Raw genomic sequence first — 14,725 nt, forward strand, 5'->3', positions numbered from 1 at the left:
CGTCCCCCCTCCCGGACGGGTGACGCACCCCCCGTCCGGGACATCGTGTCCGCGGGGATTGCGGCGCCTCACAGCGGACCGATAGCTTTCGGACGCCAGGACGCGGCCGTGGATCGAGACCGATCCGCACGGGGGGCTGTAGCGTCGACGACCGGTCCTCCACCATGACGAAGGGTGGTAGTCCGTGGTGCCTACGAGCACGAGGAAGCGCTGGATCAGGACGGGGGCGGCGCTCGCGAGCATCGCGGCCGTCGCAGCGGGATCGCTGGTGGCGGCGGGACCGGCCTCGGCAGCGAACAAGGTGATCCCGGTCGCGCCCGCGCCCTACTCCTGGTCGGACAACGCCCGGTTCGGCGGCACCGAGCCGCTGCTGGTGCCCGGGGACGCGACCACGCTGACCGTCGAGCTGCCCGACTCCACCGCTCCCGACACCTTCACCGAGTGGTCGCACCCCGGCTACCGGGTCGTGACGTGGCAGCTGAGGAGCACCGCGACGGACCTCGCGAGCGGCGAATCCGTCGTCGACACCGCCACCAACTCGATCCAGATCCCGATCGGGCGCGCCGCCGGCTCCTTCGGCGGCACCTCGCTGTCGCTCCTCCTGAACGGTTCCGAGAAGAAGGCGGCCGACGCCTACGCTCCGTCCGGCATCGACCGGACCGGCTTCGTCCTCGCCCTCTCCGCCGACCTCCAGGTGACTGCTGCGAGCGGGTCCGCGGAGGCCGACCTCGACCTGTCGACGTCCACCTCCTCCGAGCGCGCCGGCGGCGAATTCTGGGCCGGCGGCGGCACTGTCACCGAGGCCGGCGCGGGCGACGTCATCGTCCTCGACTCCGGTGTCCCCGGCTTCTTCGACCTCGCGGGCCTCAGCGCCACGGTCGGAACGCAGGACGGTGGCCGCCTGAAGGCCGTCCCCAAGGTCGTGCAGGACGGCCGGGGCATCGCGATCACCCCGACCCAGGAGTTCTTCGACCGCTACCTCACCTTCAGCGACACGACGCCGCTCGGCGCCCCGTCGGTCGAGGTGAAGGGACTCAGCCGCGGCGGGGAGCAGCCTTCCGGCACCGGCGTCATCGTGCGCGCGCCGCTGCGCGTCGTCCCGTCGACCACCACCCCGACGCCGGGCACCGGCCTGGAGGTCGTCCGCCTCGCGGGCACCGATCGCCAGGGCACCGCCGTCGAGATCTCGAAGGCGACCTTCGACACCCCCGGCGTCCCCGTCGTCTACATCGCCACCGGCGCGAACTTCCCCGACGCGCTCAGCGCCGGTCCCGCCGCCGCGAAGCAGGGCGGCCCGCTCCTCCTGGTCGACCGCGACTCGGTGAGCCAGGTCGTCCGCGACGAGCTCACCCGTCTCAAGCCCCAGCGGATCGTCGTCGTCGGCTCCGACCTCAGCGTCAGCGACGCCCTCGCGACCGACCTCGGCCAGTACGCGAACGGGAGGGTCTTCCGCCTCGGAGGCACCGACCGCTACGACACGTCGCGGAAGATCATCGAGAGCGCCTTCGGCGGCACCTCGCCGAAGGGGGCCTGGCTCGCGACCGGCGAGAAGTTCCCCGACGCGCTCAGCGCCACCGCCGCCGCGGGCAAGAACTCCGCCCCCGTCGTCCTCGTGAACGGCGGCCTCCCGGCGGCCGACCCGACCACTGTCGGGATCCTGACGCGGCTCCGGCCGCCGGTGCTCACCATCGCGGGATCCGAGCTGTCGGTGAGCGCCGGCATCCAGAACTCCCTCACGGTGCCGGCCGGACCTGTCGTCAACCGCATCGGCGGGGTCGACCGCTACGACACCTCGGAGCAGCTCAACCGGGCGGCCTTCCCCCGCGGGTCGAAGACCGTGTTCCTGGCCACCGGAGAGAACTTCCCCGACGCCCTGGCGGGAGCCGCGGCCGCCGGGCTTACGGGGAGCCCCCTCTTCGCCGTGCCCCCGACCTGCGTGCCGGTCAAGGTGCTGCAGGACATCAAGGCCGGCGGAGCGACGAGCGTCGTCCTCCTCGGCGGCACCGGCACCCTGTCCGACGCCGTCGCGAAGCTGACTCCCTGCAGCTGACCCGACACGCACCACGACGAGGGCCCTCCTCCCGCTCCGGCGGGGGAGGGCCCTCGGTCGTTCCCGGCTCGGGGCGCCGACGGTCGGATACGCTGGGTCGGATGGACAGCACCACCCGGCACGCGGACTCGACGCGCGCCGCGCTCGAGGAGTCCGGGAAGAAGGTCGGGACGTGAGCATCCGCCGCTCCAACTTCGAGGGCCAGCCGCAGGTCACCTACGCGGCCGTCGGCGGCACTCTGGCACCCGACCTGCTCGAGTACCCGCCGGACGGCTTCACGGCCGAGCGCTTCGAGGCCCGTCTCGGCTCGGGCGACGAGCGCTTCGCCATCACCACCGCCTCCCTGATGACCTGGGGCGTGCAGCGCGGCAGCGGCATCGAGGTGACCGATATCACCAGCGGCAGCGGCGTGCAGTACACCGGCGTCAACTTCGACGCCGCGGGCACCCCGATCGACCTCGTCAGCCGGCCGACGGAGGAGCACTTCGCTCCCGACGGCACCCCCTACATCACCGCCGGCGTGACCGCCGTGCTCCGCGTGACCCTGCTCGGCCGCGTCTTCGACGCCCCGGTCCGCGTGGTCTACGTCGTCGACGAGCCCGACCAGGTCGGCTTCGCCTACGGCACCCTCGAGGGCCACCCCGAGAGCGGCGAGGAGTCCTTCGTCGTCGAGAAGCGCGCGGACGACTCGGTCTGGCTCGTCATCCGGGTCTTCTCGCGACCCTCCACCCGCCTCTACCGCCTGGGCGCGCCGGTGCTGCGCGCCGTGCAGAAGCGCCAGGTCGCCAAGTACCTGCGCGCGCTGCTGCCGGCGCGCGTCAGCTGACGTGGGGAGCGCCCTCCCGATCGCCGATCCTGCTCCGCTCGACGGCGGACTGCCCGCGTCCGTCGTCGACGGCGTGGAGCAGCGCGACCTCGGCCTCTACGTGCACGTGCCGTTCTGCCGGGTCCGCTGCGGGTACTGCGACTTCAACACCTACACGGCGACCGAGCTCCGTGGGGCGAAGCAGCAGGACTACGCCGACGAGGCGATCACCGAGATGGCTCTCGGTGCCGAGGTGCTCGAGCGCGCGGGTCTGCCCCGGCGCCCCGCCCGCACGGTCTTCTTCGGCGGCGGGACGCCCACCCTCCTGCCCGCCGGCGACCTGGTGCGGATGCTGGGCGGCCTCCGCACCCACTTCGGGGTCGCGCCCGACGCCGAGATCACCACCGAGGCGAATCCGGACTCCGTCGACGCCGCCTACCTCCGCGCGCTGGCCGAGGCGGGCTTCACCCGCGTCAGCTTCGGGATGCAGTCGGCCGTGCCGCACGTCCTCGCCACGCTCGAGCGCACCCACGACCCGGAGCGGGTCCCGCTCGTGGTCGAGTGGGCGCGGGAGGCAGGCCTGCAGGTCAGCCTCGACCTCATCTACGGCACACCGGGGGAGTCCCTCGCGGACTGGGAGCGGTCGCTCGACTCCGCGCTCGCCAACCGGCCGGACCACCTCTCGGCCTACGCCCTGATCGTGGAGGACGGCACGAAGCTCGCCCGGCAGATCCGCCGCGGCGAGGTCGCGACCCCGGACGACGACCTCACGGCCGACATGTACGAGCTCGCCGACGCGCGCCTGGCCGCTGCCGGGTACTCCTGGTACGAGGTCAGCAACTGGGCGCGCGACGACGCGCACCGCTCCCGGCACAACCTCTCGTACTGGCTCGGCCACGACTGGTGGGGCGTCGGCCCCGGGGCGCACAGCCACGTCGGGGGCGTGCGCTGGTGGAACGTGAAGCACCCGGCGGCCTACGCCGACCGGCTGAGCACCGGGGCCTCGCCCGCTGCCGGGCGGGAGACGCTCGACGCGGGGACGCGGCGGGTGGAGGACGTGCTGCTGCGCTCGCGCCTGGCGGACGGGCTGCCCATCGACGCGATCGACGCCGATCGGCGCAGCGAGGTGGCGGGGCTCATCGCCGACGGCCTCGTCGACGGCCGGGCGGCGCTCGGCGGCCGGATCGTGCTGACCCTGCGCGGCCGTCTGCTGGCCGACGCGGTCGTGCGCCGCCTCACCGACGGCTGAGGCCGGATCCCGGGGCGGCCGGCGCACCGCCGCCCCGGTGCCGCGGCTACTTGAAGAACGGGATGCTGAGCGGGTACGTGTAGTACTCGCCCGCGCTGGCGCGCACCGAGGCGATGATCGCGAAGACGATCACCAGGATCGGCACGACCAGGAACACGATGAAGCCGACGAGGACGAAGGACAGGATCGTCCCGGCGACGTAGGCGATCAGCGTCGTCAGGTGGAAGTTGAGGGCCGTCTTGGCGTGCGCCTCGAGGAACGGTCCGCGCCCCTTGAAGACCAGGAAGACGATCAGCGAGGGCAGGAAGCTGAAGAAGATGCCGGTCACGTGCGTGACGATCGCCCAGGTCTTCTCGTCCGCCGGGTTCAGCGGCGGAGCCGGGGTCCCGTAGACGGGGGGCGGGGGAGGGGTGGCCGACATGATGGTCTCCGTTCCGGCGGCGGCGACGGGCGTCCCCCGTGCGCTCGGCGTCCATCGTGGCATGCGGCGACTCCCTCCGCACCGGGCCGCGCGGGACCTCCTCCTCGGGGATGACGGGGCTCCTCCCCGCGGCCCTGCAGGAGTGCACCCCGGCCGATCCCCGCGCAACCCCGCCGGGCGGTCCGCCTCCCGGTTATGATTGGCACTCAGAGTTGCGGAGTGCCAGGCTCCGCGCGGCGTCAGCGCCGCAGACGGTCGTGCCCGCGGGCACTCGGAGTCCGGCGGGAGGTCGGTCGTATGGTCACGGAGCGCGGTCTCCAGGTCCTGCGCGTGATCGTGCAGGACTACGTGGCGAACCGGGAGCCGGTGGGCTCCAAGTCGATCGTCGAGCGCCACGCGTTCGGCGTCTCGGCCGCCACCATCCGCAACGAGATGGCCCAGCTGGAGGAGGAGGAGCTGATCGCGGCTCCGCACACCTCGTCCGGCCGCGTGCCGACCGACAAGGGCTACCGCCTCTTCGTCGACCAGCTCGCCGACCTGCGCCCGCTCACCTCTGCGCAGCGCCAGGCGATCGAGACGTTCCTCGGGCAGAGCCCGGACCTCGACGAGGTGCTGGTCAAGACCGTCCGCCTGCTCTCGCAGCTCACCAACAGCGTCGCGCTCGTGCAGTACCCGTCGTTCGGAGCCGCGCGGCTGCGCCACGTGGAGCTCGTCGCCCTCGCTCCCCGCCGCCTCCTGTCGGTGCTGATCACCGACACCGGCAGGGTCGACCAGCGCGTGCTCGAGACCCCGGAGGACGTGGACGACGCGCTCCTCGGCGAGATCCGCGCGAAGCTCAACACGGCCGTGCTGGGCCTCGGGCTCCAGCAGGCGGCCGAGACGCTCGGCTCCGTCGCGGAGCGCTTCAGCCCCGAGCGGCGCCACGTGCTGACGCCGATCGTGCAGACCCTGCTCGAGCAGGTCGGCGCCAACCGGCAGGACCGCCTGGTCATGGCCGGCGCCGCGAACCTCGTCCGCACCGAGGAGGACTTCTCGGGCAGCATCTATCCCGTGCTCGAGGCGATCGAGGAGCAGGTGGAGCTGCTGCGCCTCTTCGCCGAGATGACCCCGGACCCCCGGGGCATCTCGGTGCGTATCGGCCGCGAGAACGCGCCGTTCGGGCTGCAGGAGACCTCGGTGCTCACGAGCGGGTACAACACCGCGGGCGGCCAGGTCTCGCGCCTGGGCGTGCTCGGCCCGATCCGGATGGACTACTCCGGCAACATCACCGCGGTGCGCGCCGTCGCCCGCTACCTCTCCCGCCTCCTCGGCGAGGAGTAGGCCCGACCTCCCGGCCCCCGCCGGTTCCCCCCGGTGCGCCGTGCCCGGCCCACCGACCCACGAACGAAGGACGAAGCCACCTGTGGCCGATCACTACGAAGTGCTGGGCGTCGACCGCGACGCCTCCGCCGACGAGATCAAGAAGGCGTACCGCCGACTCGCCCGCGAGCTGCACCCCGACGTCAACCCGAGCGCGGACGCCTCCGAGCGCTTCAAGCTCGTCACGCACGCCTACGACGTCCTGAGCGACGCCCAGCAGCGGGCGCAGTACGACCGCGGGCCCCAGGAGGGCTTCGGCGGCGGCGGCCAGGGCTTCGGCGGGTTCGGCGACATCTTCGAGACCTTCTTCGGGCAGGGCGCGCAGGGCTCGTCCCGCGGGCCGCGCTCCCGCCGCGAGCGCGGCCAGGACGCCCTGCTGCGCGTGGAGGTCTCGCTCGACGAGGTCATCTTCGGCACCCACCGCGACCTCGAGGTCGACACGGCGGTGCTCTGCGAGACGTGCCAGGGCTCGTGCTGCCAGCCCGGCACCTCGCCGGTGACCTGCGACATCTGCCACGGCTCCGGCCAGATCCAGCGCACGGTCCGCTCGCTCCTGGGCAATGTGATGACGGCCAGCCCCTGCGGCACCTGCCGCGGCTACGGCACCGTCATCGCGACCCCCTGCTCCACCTGCCAGGGCCAGGGACGCGTCCGCGCCCGCCGCAGCATCCCCGTCGACGTCCCCGCGGGAGTCGACACGGGCCTGCGCCTGCAGATGCCCGGCAGCGGCGAGGTCGGCCCGGCCGGCGGCCCCAACGGCGACCTGTACCTCGAGATCAAGGTCAAGCACCACGACGTCTTCAGCCGCAACGGCGACGACCTGCTCTGCACCCTCGAGGTGCAGATGACGGACGCGATCCTCGGCTCCACGGCGTCGCTCAAGGCGCTCGACGGCGACATCGAGATCGAGATCAAGCCGGGCACGCAGAGCACCGAGATCGTCACGATCAAGGGACGCGGAGTCACGCGCCTGCGGGGCAGCGGACGCGGCGACCTCCGCATCGGCATCCAGGTCGTCACCCCGACGAAGCTGGGCCACCGCGAGCGGGAGCTGGTCCAGGAGCTCGCGAAGCACTACAAGCCGCAGAAGCCCGCGCTGACCCACTTCCAGCAGGGCCTCTTCTCCAAGCTCCGCGACCGCTTCCTGGGCTGAGCCCGTGGCGCACCACTACATCGACGAGTCGCTGGACTCCGAGGGCTTCGTCGTCGGGGGCCGGCTCGCGCTCACCGGCGCGGAGGCACGGCACGCCGCGACCGTCAGCCGGATCCGCGCGGGCGAGAGCGTCCGGGTCGGCGACGGGCGCGGACTCGTCGCGACCGCGGTCGTCGAGAGCGCGGAGCCGACGCGAGTGGTGCTCGTCGTGGAGTCGGTGCAGGAGTCCCCGGTGCCGTCCCCGCGCCTGGTCCTCGTGCAGGCCCTCGCGAAGGGCGACCGCGACGAGCTCGCCGTGCAGGCGGCGACCGAGCTCGGGGTGGACGAGGTCGTCCCGTGGCAGGCCGTGCGGTCGATCTCGCGGTGGTCCGGCCCGAAGGAGGAGAAGGGGCGCGAGCGCTGGCGCGCCATCGTGCGCGAGGCGAGCAAGCAGTCGCTGCGCCCCCGGGTGCCCGAGGTCGCGCCGCTCGAGCAGGTGCGCGGTCTCGTCGCGCGCGCCGCGACGTCCCGGGTGCTGGTCCTCGAGCCCTCGGCGCAGGCGCGGCTCTCCCAGGTGGTCCCGGACGGACGCGACCTGGTGCTCGTCGTCGGGCCCGAGGGCGGCATCGCTCCGGAGGAGCTGCGGCTGCTCGCGGAGGCGGGCGCCGAGGCCGTCGCGCTCGGCGACTCCGTCCTGCGCACCTCGACCGCAGGTCCCGCTGCCATCGCCGTCCTCTCGGCCCGCCTGGGCCGCTGGTGACGCTCCTCCACAGCCGCCTCGGGGCGCCGGAGCAGGGTGCCGTGGGCGAACGCGGCGCCCGTCGCGCACGGGCCCCGTTTAAGATGAGTGCATGAGCGAACCCACCGTCTTCACGCGCATCGTCCAGGGCGAGATCCCGGCCGATGTGGTGTTCGAGAGCGAGCGGATCCTCGCGATCACCGACATCGAGCCGAAGGCGCCCGTCCACCTCCTCGTCTTCCCGAAGACCCAGGAGTACGCCACGGTCGCCGCCCTCGCCGCCGCCGATCCCGCCCTGCTCGCCGAGATGGTGCAGGTCGCCCAGTCGCTCGCCGACGCCCACAGCAACGGTCAGTTCCGCCTCGTCTTCAACTCCGGCGAAGAGGCGGGCCAGACCGTGTTCCACGTGCACGCCCACGTCCTGGGCGGCCACCAGACGGAAGGCTCCCTTGCCACCGGTTGAGAACACGGGCGCGAGCCCCGACGAGCGTCCCGCCCCCGGCGCGGACGCGTCCGAGACGACGCGGCGCGTCGTCGCCGTCGACGGAGTCGCGATGGTGCGCCTCCTCGGACCCCAGGACCGCCTCATCCGAGCGGTCGAAGGACGATTCCCCGATGTCCGGGTGCACGTGCGCGGCAACGAGGTGACGCTCGACGGCGAGCGCGAGCCCGTCACCGCTGCGACGCGCCTGGTGGAAGAACTGGTGCGCATGACCGCGAGCGGGCACGATCTCGACCCGGAGGGCGTGCGAGAGTCCGCCCGCATCCTGCAGAACGGCGGGCCGGTGAGCCCGGCCGAGGCGTTCGGCCAGGCCATCCTCACGGCACGCGGACGGAGCGTGAGGCCCAAGACGCTCGGGCAGCGCGAGTACGTCGACGCGGTCGATCAGAACACCATCGTCTTCGGCATCGGCCCGGCCGGAACCGGCAAGACCTACCTGGCGATGGCGAAGGCCGTGCAGTCGCTGCAGCGCAAGGAGGTCGAGCGGATCATCCTGACCCGCCCGGCGGTCGAGGCGGGGGAGCGGCTGGGCTACCTGCCAGGCTCGCTCACCGACAAGATCGACCCGTACCTGCGCCCGCTCTACGACGCGCTGAACGAGATGATGGACCCCGAGATCGTCCCGAAGCTGCTCGCGGCCGGCACGATCGAGGTCGCACCGCTCGCCTACATGCGCGGGCGCACGCTCAACAACTCGTTCGTCGTGCTCGACGAGGCGCAGAACACGACGCCCGAGCAGATGAAGATGTTCCTCACCCGCCTCGGCTTCGGCTCCAAGATGGTCGTCACCGGCGACATCACCCAGGTCGACCTGCCGACCGGCGCGAGCGGACTCCGCCTCGTGACGCGCGTGCTCGACGGCATCGACGACATCCACTTCTCGCGCCTGACCAGCGAGGACGTGGTGCGCCACAGCCTGGTCGGCCGCATCGTGGACGCGTACACCGAGTACGACCAGCAGAAGCAGGCGCAGCACTTCGAGCGCGAGCAGGCCCGGGAGTTCGCGAACCGCGCCGAGCGCCGCGGCCAGGCCGCCCTGCTGCGCCTCGCCGGCTACGCGCTCGACTCGCTCCACGTGCACCCCGACGCCGAGCTCGCGATCGTGCTGGTCGACGAGGGCGCGATGGAGCAGCTGCACGTGCAGTGGATGGACGAGCCGGGGCCGACCGACGTGCTCAGCTTCCCGATGGACGAGCTGCGTCCCGGGACCGAGGACGAGCAGACCCCCGCGGGGCTCCTCGGCGACATCGTGCTCTGCCCGCAGGTCGCGCAGTCCCAGGCCGAGTCGGCCGGCCACTCCGTGCTCGACGAGCTGCAGCTGCTGACCGCCCACGGGCTCCTTCACCTGCTCGGCTTCGATCACGCCGAGCCGGAGGAGGAGCGCGAGATGTTCGGCATCCAGCGCGACATCCTGGTCGGCTTCCACATCAGCGAGCGACGCCGCTAGAGCGCGCCGTGCCCACTCTCCAGCTCCTCATCGCCGCCCTCGCGCTCGTCGCCGTCGGCGGCTGGTTCGCCGCGACCGACGCCGCACTCGGCGTCCTCTCGCGCAGCGACCTGCTCGACATGGCCCAGCACTCCCGAAGCGCCCGCGCTCTCCGCGCGATCGCGGGCGACATGAGCGCCCACGTCAACGTCGTCAACTTCTCGCGGATCGCGGCCGAGACGACGGCCGCGGTGTTCGTCACCACGGTGCTGGTCGTCGAGGTCCCGCAGCTCTGGCTCGCGCTCCTGCTGGCGGTCCTGATCATGGCGGCGGTCTCGTTCGTCCTGGTCGGCTCCAGCCCCCGCAGCGTCGGGCGCGCGAACGCGCGTGCGGTCCTGTCCACCAGCGCCTCGCTCGTGCACGTGCTCCGGCTCGCGCTGGGTCCGGTCGCGCACGGGCTCGTGGCCCTCGGCAACCGGGTGACGCCGGGGACCGGGCGCTCGGCGGGGTTCTCCTCCGAGGAGCAGCTGCTCAGCATGGTCGACGAGGCGACCGAGCAGGACGTGCTCGAGCAGGACGACCGCGAGCTGATCCACTCGATCTTCGAGTTCAACGACACCTTCGTCCGCGAGGTGATGGTGCCCCGCACCGACATGGTGACGATCGAGGCGACCTCCTCCGTCGGCGCCGGCATGGGGCTCCTGCTGAGCCGCGGCATCTCCCGGCTCCCCGTCATCGGCGACGGCGTCGACGACGTCCTCGGCGTGCTCTACCTGCGCGACGTGGCCCGGCACACCTACGAGCGGCCGGACGACGACGACACGGTCGCCGATCTCGCGCGCCCGGCGCTGTTCGTGCCCGAGTCGAAGAAGGCCGACGAGCTGCTCCGCCAGATGCAGCTCGAGTCCAACCACCTCGCGATGGTGGTCGACGAGTACGGCGGCATCGCGGGCCTGGTGACGCTGGAGGACCTTATCGAGGAGCTCGTCGGCGACATCTCCGACGAGTACGACCGCGAGGTCGACCTCTTTGAGGAGACGGCGCCCGGGGTCTACCGCGTCTCGGCGCGCCTGCCGGTGGACGAGCTCGGCGAGCTGTTCGAGCTCGACCTCGAGGACGACGACGTCGACTCGGTCGGCGGACTGCTGACCAAGGCCTACGGGCGCCTCCCCGAGCGCGGCGCGACGGCGCGGATCGGCGGAGTGCTGCTCGAGGCCGAGCAGGCGGACCCGCGCCGTGGGACCATCTCCACGGTGATCGTCCGCCGCGATCCCGATCTGGACACCGCCGGCGAGCCCGGCACCGGCCCCGTCGCGATCATCGCGGACGGCGGCACCACCACCCCCAGCCCGAGCACGGCTCCCACCCGCGGAGCCACGGGCGATCAGCACGAGGACGCACGATGACCGACACCACTCCCGCCGCCGCTCCCTACCGGGCGGGCTTCGTGTCCTTCGTCGGCCGCCCGAACGTGGGCAAGTCGACGCTCACGAACGCCCTCGTCGGCGAGAAGATCGCCATCACGAGCTCGAAGCCCCAGACCACGCGGCGCGCGATCCGCGGAGTGGTGCACCGCACCGACGGCCAGCTGATCGTGGTCGACACCCCCGGCATCCACCGGCCGCGCACGCTCCTCGGCGAGCGGCTGAACTCGCTCGTCACCTCGACCCTCGGCGACGTCGACGTCATCGGGATGCTGTTCCCGGCGGACGAGCCGATCGGCCCCGGAGACCGCTTCATCAACGAGCAGCTCGACTCCTTCCCGCGCGCCCGGAAGGTCGCGATCGTCTCGAAGGTGGACCTCTCCTCGAAGAAGTCCGTGGCGAAGCAGCTGCTCGCCGTCTCGGAGCTGCGCGAGTGGGACACGATCGTGCCGATCTCGGCCGTGACCGAGGAGCAGCTGGACGTCCTGGCCGTCGAGCTCCTGCGCCTGATGCCCGTCTCGCCCGCCCTCTACCCGGAGGAGGCGGTGACCGACGAGGACCTGTCCTCGCGGATCGCCGAGTTCATCCGCGAGGCCGCCCTCGAGGGCGTCTCGGACGAGCTGCCGCACTCCCTCGCCGTGACGCTCGACGACATGGTCGAGCGCGAGGACGGCTCGCTGATCGACATCTACGCCAACGTCTTCGTGGAGCGCGACAGCCAGAAGGGCATCATCATCGGCAAGGGCGGCCAGCGCCTGCGCGAGGTGGGAGCCGTCTCCCGCGAGCAGATCGAGCGCCTGCTGGGCCGCCGCGTGTTCCTCTCCATCCGGGTGAAGGTCGCCAAGGAGTGGCAGCGCGACCCGAAGCTGCTGGGGCGCCTGGGCTTCTGACGCCGGAGGACGACCGCGGTCACCCTCCAGGACGACGCCTTCGGGCGCGCGGACCCGTAGCGTGGTCCTCGTGCACGCCCTCCTCGACCGACCGGCGGCCCTGCCGATCGCCGGGGCGCTGCTCGCCGCCCTCCATCTCCTGCTCGGGCTCACCGGGGTCACTCCGACCGAGCGGATCGCCGGCGGCCTCGTGCTCGCGCTGGCCCTCGCCGTCGCGGGATTCCTGCCCGCGCTCGCCCCCTCGCTCGTCGCGGTCGGCGCGCTCGCCGACGGAGGCGTCCTGCTCGGCGGCGTCCCCGTCGACGGGGTGCTCGTCGGCCTGGTCGTCCTCTGGCAGACGACCCGCCGGGTGGGCCCCTGGACCCGTGCCCTGGCGCTCGCGGGCGGCCTGATCCTCGCCGGGATCGGCGGCGTCACCGTCGCGCTCGGCCTCTCCGGCCCGCTCGATCCGTCCGGGCTCCCGGCGCGCGTGGAGTTCGTGGTCCTCGCCCTGGTCGCCCTCGCGGTCGCCTCCGTGCTCGGTGCGGCGAAGGTCCTCGTGTACCTCAACGCGCTGCGGGCGCCGGTCCTCGCGGGCGATCGGATCGACGCGCTGCTGACCCGGGTCGCCGGTCCGCAGGACCCCTTCGCGGTGGGGGTCGCCGGTGGTCAGGCGCTGGTGCTCCTCCTCGTCGCCGGCCTCCCGTTCGCCGGGGTGGACGGCGCGATGCAGCTGCTGGTCGCGGGCGTGCTCGCGGTCGCGCTGGTGCTGCACCGGCGGTCCCCGGTCCTCGCCCTCTCGATCGCCTGGGCCGGTGCCGCCCTCCAGATGAGCGCGAGCCTCGCTCCCGGACCCGCGGATCTGGCCATCCTGGCCGTCCTCTTCGGCGCCGGCGCGTCGGAGTCGCGGCGGGTGCGGAACGCGGGCGCGGTGTCGGCCGTCCTCGGCGCCGTGGTCGCCGTCGTCTACCTCGTCCTCGTCTTCGACCTCGTCGCGAGCGCCTACGACGGCCTGCTGTCGGCCGGCGCCACCTTCGGCGGGATCCTCGCGACGCTCGGCCTCTCCTGGACCATCGGACTGCTCTCCCGCTCGGTCCGCCGGGCGCGGGAGGGCCAGACCCTGCGCGCGCAGGCCGAGCAGGAGCGCGCGCGGGCGCAGCGCGAGCTCGACACCGTGGAGGAGCGCAACCGGATCGCCCGCGACATGCACGACGTCGTCGCCCACTCCCTCGCCGTCGTGATCGCGCAGGCCGACGGCGCGCGCTACCTCGGCGCCACCAGCCCCGAGCAGACCGACGCCGCGCTGCTGACCATCTCCTCCGTCGCCCGGGACGCCCTCGGCGACGTGCGCGTGCTCCTCGCCCAGCTGCGGCACTCGCAGAGCGACGGCCCGCAGCCCGGCGCCCGCGACCTGCCGGCCCTCCTCGACAGCGTGGGCGGAGCCGGAGCCCCCGTCCGCGCCGAGCTCGCCGTCGACCTGGAGGCGGTGCCGCGCGCCGTCGGTCTGGCCCTGTACCGCATCGCCCAGGAGGCGACCACGAACGCTCTCCGCCACGGCCGCCCGGGCTCGCCGCTCGACATCGCCCTGCGCCAGGACGGCGGCGAGCTCGCCCTGACCGTGCGCAACGCCCGGTGCGCCGACGTCGAGCGCGACTCCCTGCCGGGCGAGGGCCACGGCCTGGTCGGCATGCGCGAGCGCGCCGCGCTCGTCGGGGGAGTGCTCGCCGCCGGCCCGGTCGGGGACGACTTCGTCGTCGACGCGCGCCTGCCCTCCTCCCCGTCCCTCGCCCGCACCGCCCCACCCCTCGCCTCCGGAGGCAGCCCCGCATGACCGACACCATCCGCCTCGTCCTCGTCGACGACCAGGCCCTCTTCCGCGCCGGCATCCGCATGCTGCTCGGCTCGCAGCCCGACCTCGAGGTGGTCGGGGAGGCCTCGGACGGGGCGGAGGGCGCGGAGCTGGTCGCGCGGCTGGCCCCCGACGTCGTGCTGATGGACATCCGGATGCCGGGCGTCGACGGGATCGAGTCGACCCGGCGGATCCTCGCGGACGCGCAGGAGCGGCGGGTCGAGCCTCCGCGCATCCTCGTGCTGACCACCTTCGACCTCGACGAGGCGGCCGCGCGCGCCATCCGGGCGGGCGCGAGCGGCTTCCTCCTGAAGGACACGGAGCCCGGCTTCCTCCTCGCCTCCGTCCGCACCGTGCACGCGGGGACCGCCGTGGTCGCCGCCTCCGCGACCCGCGAGCTCTTCGAGCACTTCGGAGCGGCGGGCAGCGGACGGGAGACCCCGCCCGCCTTCGCGACCCTCACCGACCGCGAGCGCGAGATCTTCCACCTGGCCGCGCGGGGGATGAGCAACACCGAGATCGCGCGCGCCGAGTTCCTGAGCGAGGCGACGGTGAAGACGCACATCAGCCGCACCCTCGGCAAGCTCGGCCTGCGCGACCGCGTGCAGCTGGTGGTCTACGCCTACGAGAACGGCCTGGTCTCCTAGAGCGGGACGCCGGGGTGACGTGCCGCGGGGGCGGTGCTACCCTGACCGGGTGCGCTTCGGACAGCTCCTCCTTCTCCGCCGCGACGAGATCTGATCCTCAGGCCATCCTCGTCGCGGAGTCCGTCGTCGGCTGAACCATCCCTCGCCCGCGAGGTCGATCCGCATCCGGATCCCCGCGAGACCGCCCGACCGGCACCGCCCACCAGCGGAGCCGCACGCGAGCGGGATCGGTCACGAGCGAGAACAGACACGT

13 protein-coding genes and 1 pseudogene are annotated in these 14,725 nt (G+C 73.0%); 13 read left to right on the forward strand and 1 reads right to left on the reverse strand.

The genetic code is table 11. From position 1 onward, the window contains the following. The first annotated feature begins 187 nt into the window (after nucleotides 1–187). The 3 genes from C5B95_RS01655 (at nucleotide 188) to hemW (ending at nucleotide 4,104) form a co-directional block, all read left to right on the forward strand. Entirely contained in the window at nucleotides 188–2,050 is a 1,863-nt protein-coding gene (locus C5B95_RS01655) for a cell wall-binding repeat-containing protein (RefSeq protein ID WP_181067966.1), read from the forward strand. Nucleotides 2,051–2,222: 172 nt separating this feature from the next. Further along, a complete protein-coding gene (locus tag C5B95_RS01660; RefSeq protein ID WP_244229440.1) occupies nucleotides 2,223–2,876 on the forward strand; it encodes a DUF1990 family protein in 654 nt (217 codons plus the stop codon). A gap of 1 nt (nucleotide 2,877) precedes the next feature. Beyond that, nucleotides 2,878–4,104 carry a radical SAM family heme chaperone HemW gene (gene hemW / locus C5B95_RS01665; protein ID WP_104348330.1) on the forward strand — a complete coding sequence of 409 codons (1,227 nt, stop codon included), beginning with the start codon at nucleotides 2,878–2,880 and terminating at the stop codon, nucleotides 4,102–4,104. Nucleotides 4,105–4,150: 46 nt separating this feature from the next. On the opposite strand, the gene C5B95_RS01670 is transcribed toward hemW, so the two are convergent. Continuing rightward, nucleotides 4,151–4,588, reverse strand: a complete 438-nt coding sequence (locus tag C5B95_RS01670) for a DUF4870 domain-containing protein (protein WP_244229439.1) — start codon at nucleotides 4,586–4,588, stop codon at nucleotides 4,151–4,153. Nucleotides 4,589–4,822: 234 nt separating this feature from the next. Here C5B95_RS01670 and hrcA point away from each other — a divergent pair, with 234 nt between their 5' ends. The 10 genes and pseudogenes from hrcA (at nucleotide 4,823) to C5B95_RS01715 (ending at nucleotide 14,472) form a co-directional block, all read left to right on the forward strand. Further along, nucleotides 4,823–5,845 (forward strand): heat-inducible transcriptional repressor HrcA, encoded by a 1,023-nt coding sequence (hrcA, locus tag C5B95_RS01675; protein WP_104223131.1) that lies wholly within the window; start codon nucleotides 4,823–4,825, stop codon nucleotides 5,843–5,845. A gap of 82 nt (nucleotides 5,846–5,927) precedes the next feature. Next, nucleotides 5,928–7,037 carry a molecular chaperone DnaJ gene (gene dnaJ / locus C5B95_RS01680; RefSeq protein WP_104348331.1) on the forward strand — a complete coding sequence of 370 codons (1,110 nt, stop codon included), beginning with the start codon at nucleotides 5,928–5,930 and terminating at the stop codon, nucleotides 7,035–7,037. Between the two features lie 4 nt (nucleotides 7,038–7,041). Continuing rightward, nucleotides 7,042–7,776: a 16S rRNA (uracil(1498)-N(3))-methyltransferase gene (locus C5B95_RS01685; RefSeq protein ID WP_104283497.1), complete on the forward strand. Its 735-nt coding sequence runs from the start codon at nucleotides 7,042–7,044 to the stop codon at nucleotides 7,774–7,776. A 91-nt stretch (nucleotides 7,777–7,867) separates the two neighbouring features. Then, nucleotides 7,868–8,218 (forward strand): HIT domain-containing protein, encoded by a 351-nt coding sequence (locus C5B95_RS01690; RefSeq protein ID WP_104348332.1) that lies wholly within the window; start codon nucleotides 7,868–7,870, stop codon nucleotides 8,216–8,218. A gap of 91 nt (nucleotides 8,219–8,309) precedes the next feature. Next, nucleotides 8,310–9,254 (forward strand): annotated as a pseudogene (locus C5B95_RS01695) (PhoH family protein); the annotation flags it as partial. Between the two features lie 78 nt (nucleotides 9,255–9,332). Then, nucleotides 9,333–9,704: an rRNA maturation RNase YbeY gene (gene ybeY, locus C5B95_RS17765; protein WP_258059738.1), complete on the forward strand. Its 372-nt coding sequence runs from the start codon at nucleotides 9,333–9,335 to the stop codon at nucleotides 9,702–9,704. An 8-nt stretch (nucleotides 9,705–9,712) separates the two neighbouring features. Further along, the gene (locus C5B95_RS01700; RefSeq protein WP_104223425.1) at nucleotides 9,713–11,089 is read left to right on the forward strand and encodes a hemolysin family protein; all 1,377 of its coding nucleotides are present in this window, start codon (nucleotides 9,713–9,715) and stop codon (nucleotides 11,087–11,089) included. Further along, nucleotides 11,086–11,997 carry a GTPase Era gene (gene era / locus C5B95_RS01705; protein ID WP_104223426.1) on the forward strand — a complete coding sequence of 304 codons (912 nt, stop codon included), beginning with the start codon at nucleotides 11,086–11,088 and terminating at the stop codon, nucleotides 11,995–11,997. Before C5B95_RS01700 ends, era begins: the two co-directional genes overlap by 4 nt. A 70-nt stretch (nucleotides 11,998–12,067) precedes the next feature. Next, entirely contained in the window at nucleotides 12,068–13,807 is a 1,740-nt protein-coding gene (locus C5B95_RS01710; RefSeq protein ID WP_146076474.1) for a sensor histidine kinase, read from the forward strand. Beyond that, complete coding sequence (locus C5B95_RS01715; RefSeq protein ID WP_104234459.1) at nucleotides 13,804–14,472, forward strand: response regulator transcription factor; 669 nt, start codon at nucleotides 13,804–13,806, stop codon at nucleotides 14,470–14,472. Before C5B95_RS01710 ends, C5B95_RS01715 begins: the two co-directional genes overlap by 4 nt. Nucleotides 14,473–14,725 lie beyond the last annotated feature (253 nt).

The sequence above is a fragment of the Rathayibacter sp. AY1A7 genome (assembly GCF_002930845.1).
GTDB lineage: Bacteria > Actinomycetota > Actinomycetes > Actinomycetales > Microbacteriaceae > Rathayibacter.

Coding starts and splice junctions, on each gene's coding strand:
- C5B95_RS01670 (WP_244229439.1), bottom strand. CDS start 4,588: ATGCCACGATGGACGCCGAGCGCACGGGGGACGCCCGTCGCCGCCGCC.
- hrcA (WP_104223131.1), top strand. CDS start 4,823: ATGGTCACGGAGCGCGGTCTCCAGGTCCTGCGCGTGATCGTGCAGGAC.
- C5B95_RS01690 (WP_104348332.1), top strand. CDS start 7,868: ATGAGCGAACCCACCGTCTTCACGCGCATCGTCCAGGGCGAGATCCCG.
- era (WP_104223426.1), top strand. CDS start 11,086: ATGACCGACACCACTCCCGCCGCCGCTCCCTACCGGGCGGGCTTCGTG.
- C5B95_RS01715 (WP_104234459.1), top strand. CDS start 13,804: ATGACCGACACCATCCGCCTCGTCCTCGTCGACGACCAGGCCCTCTTC.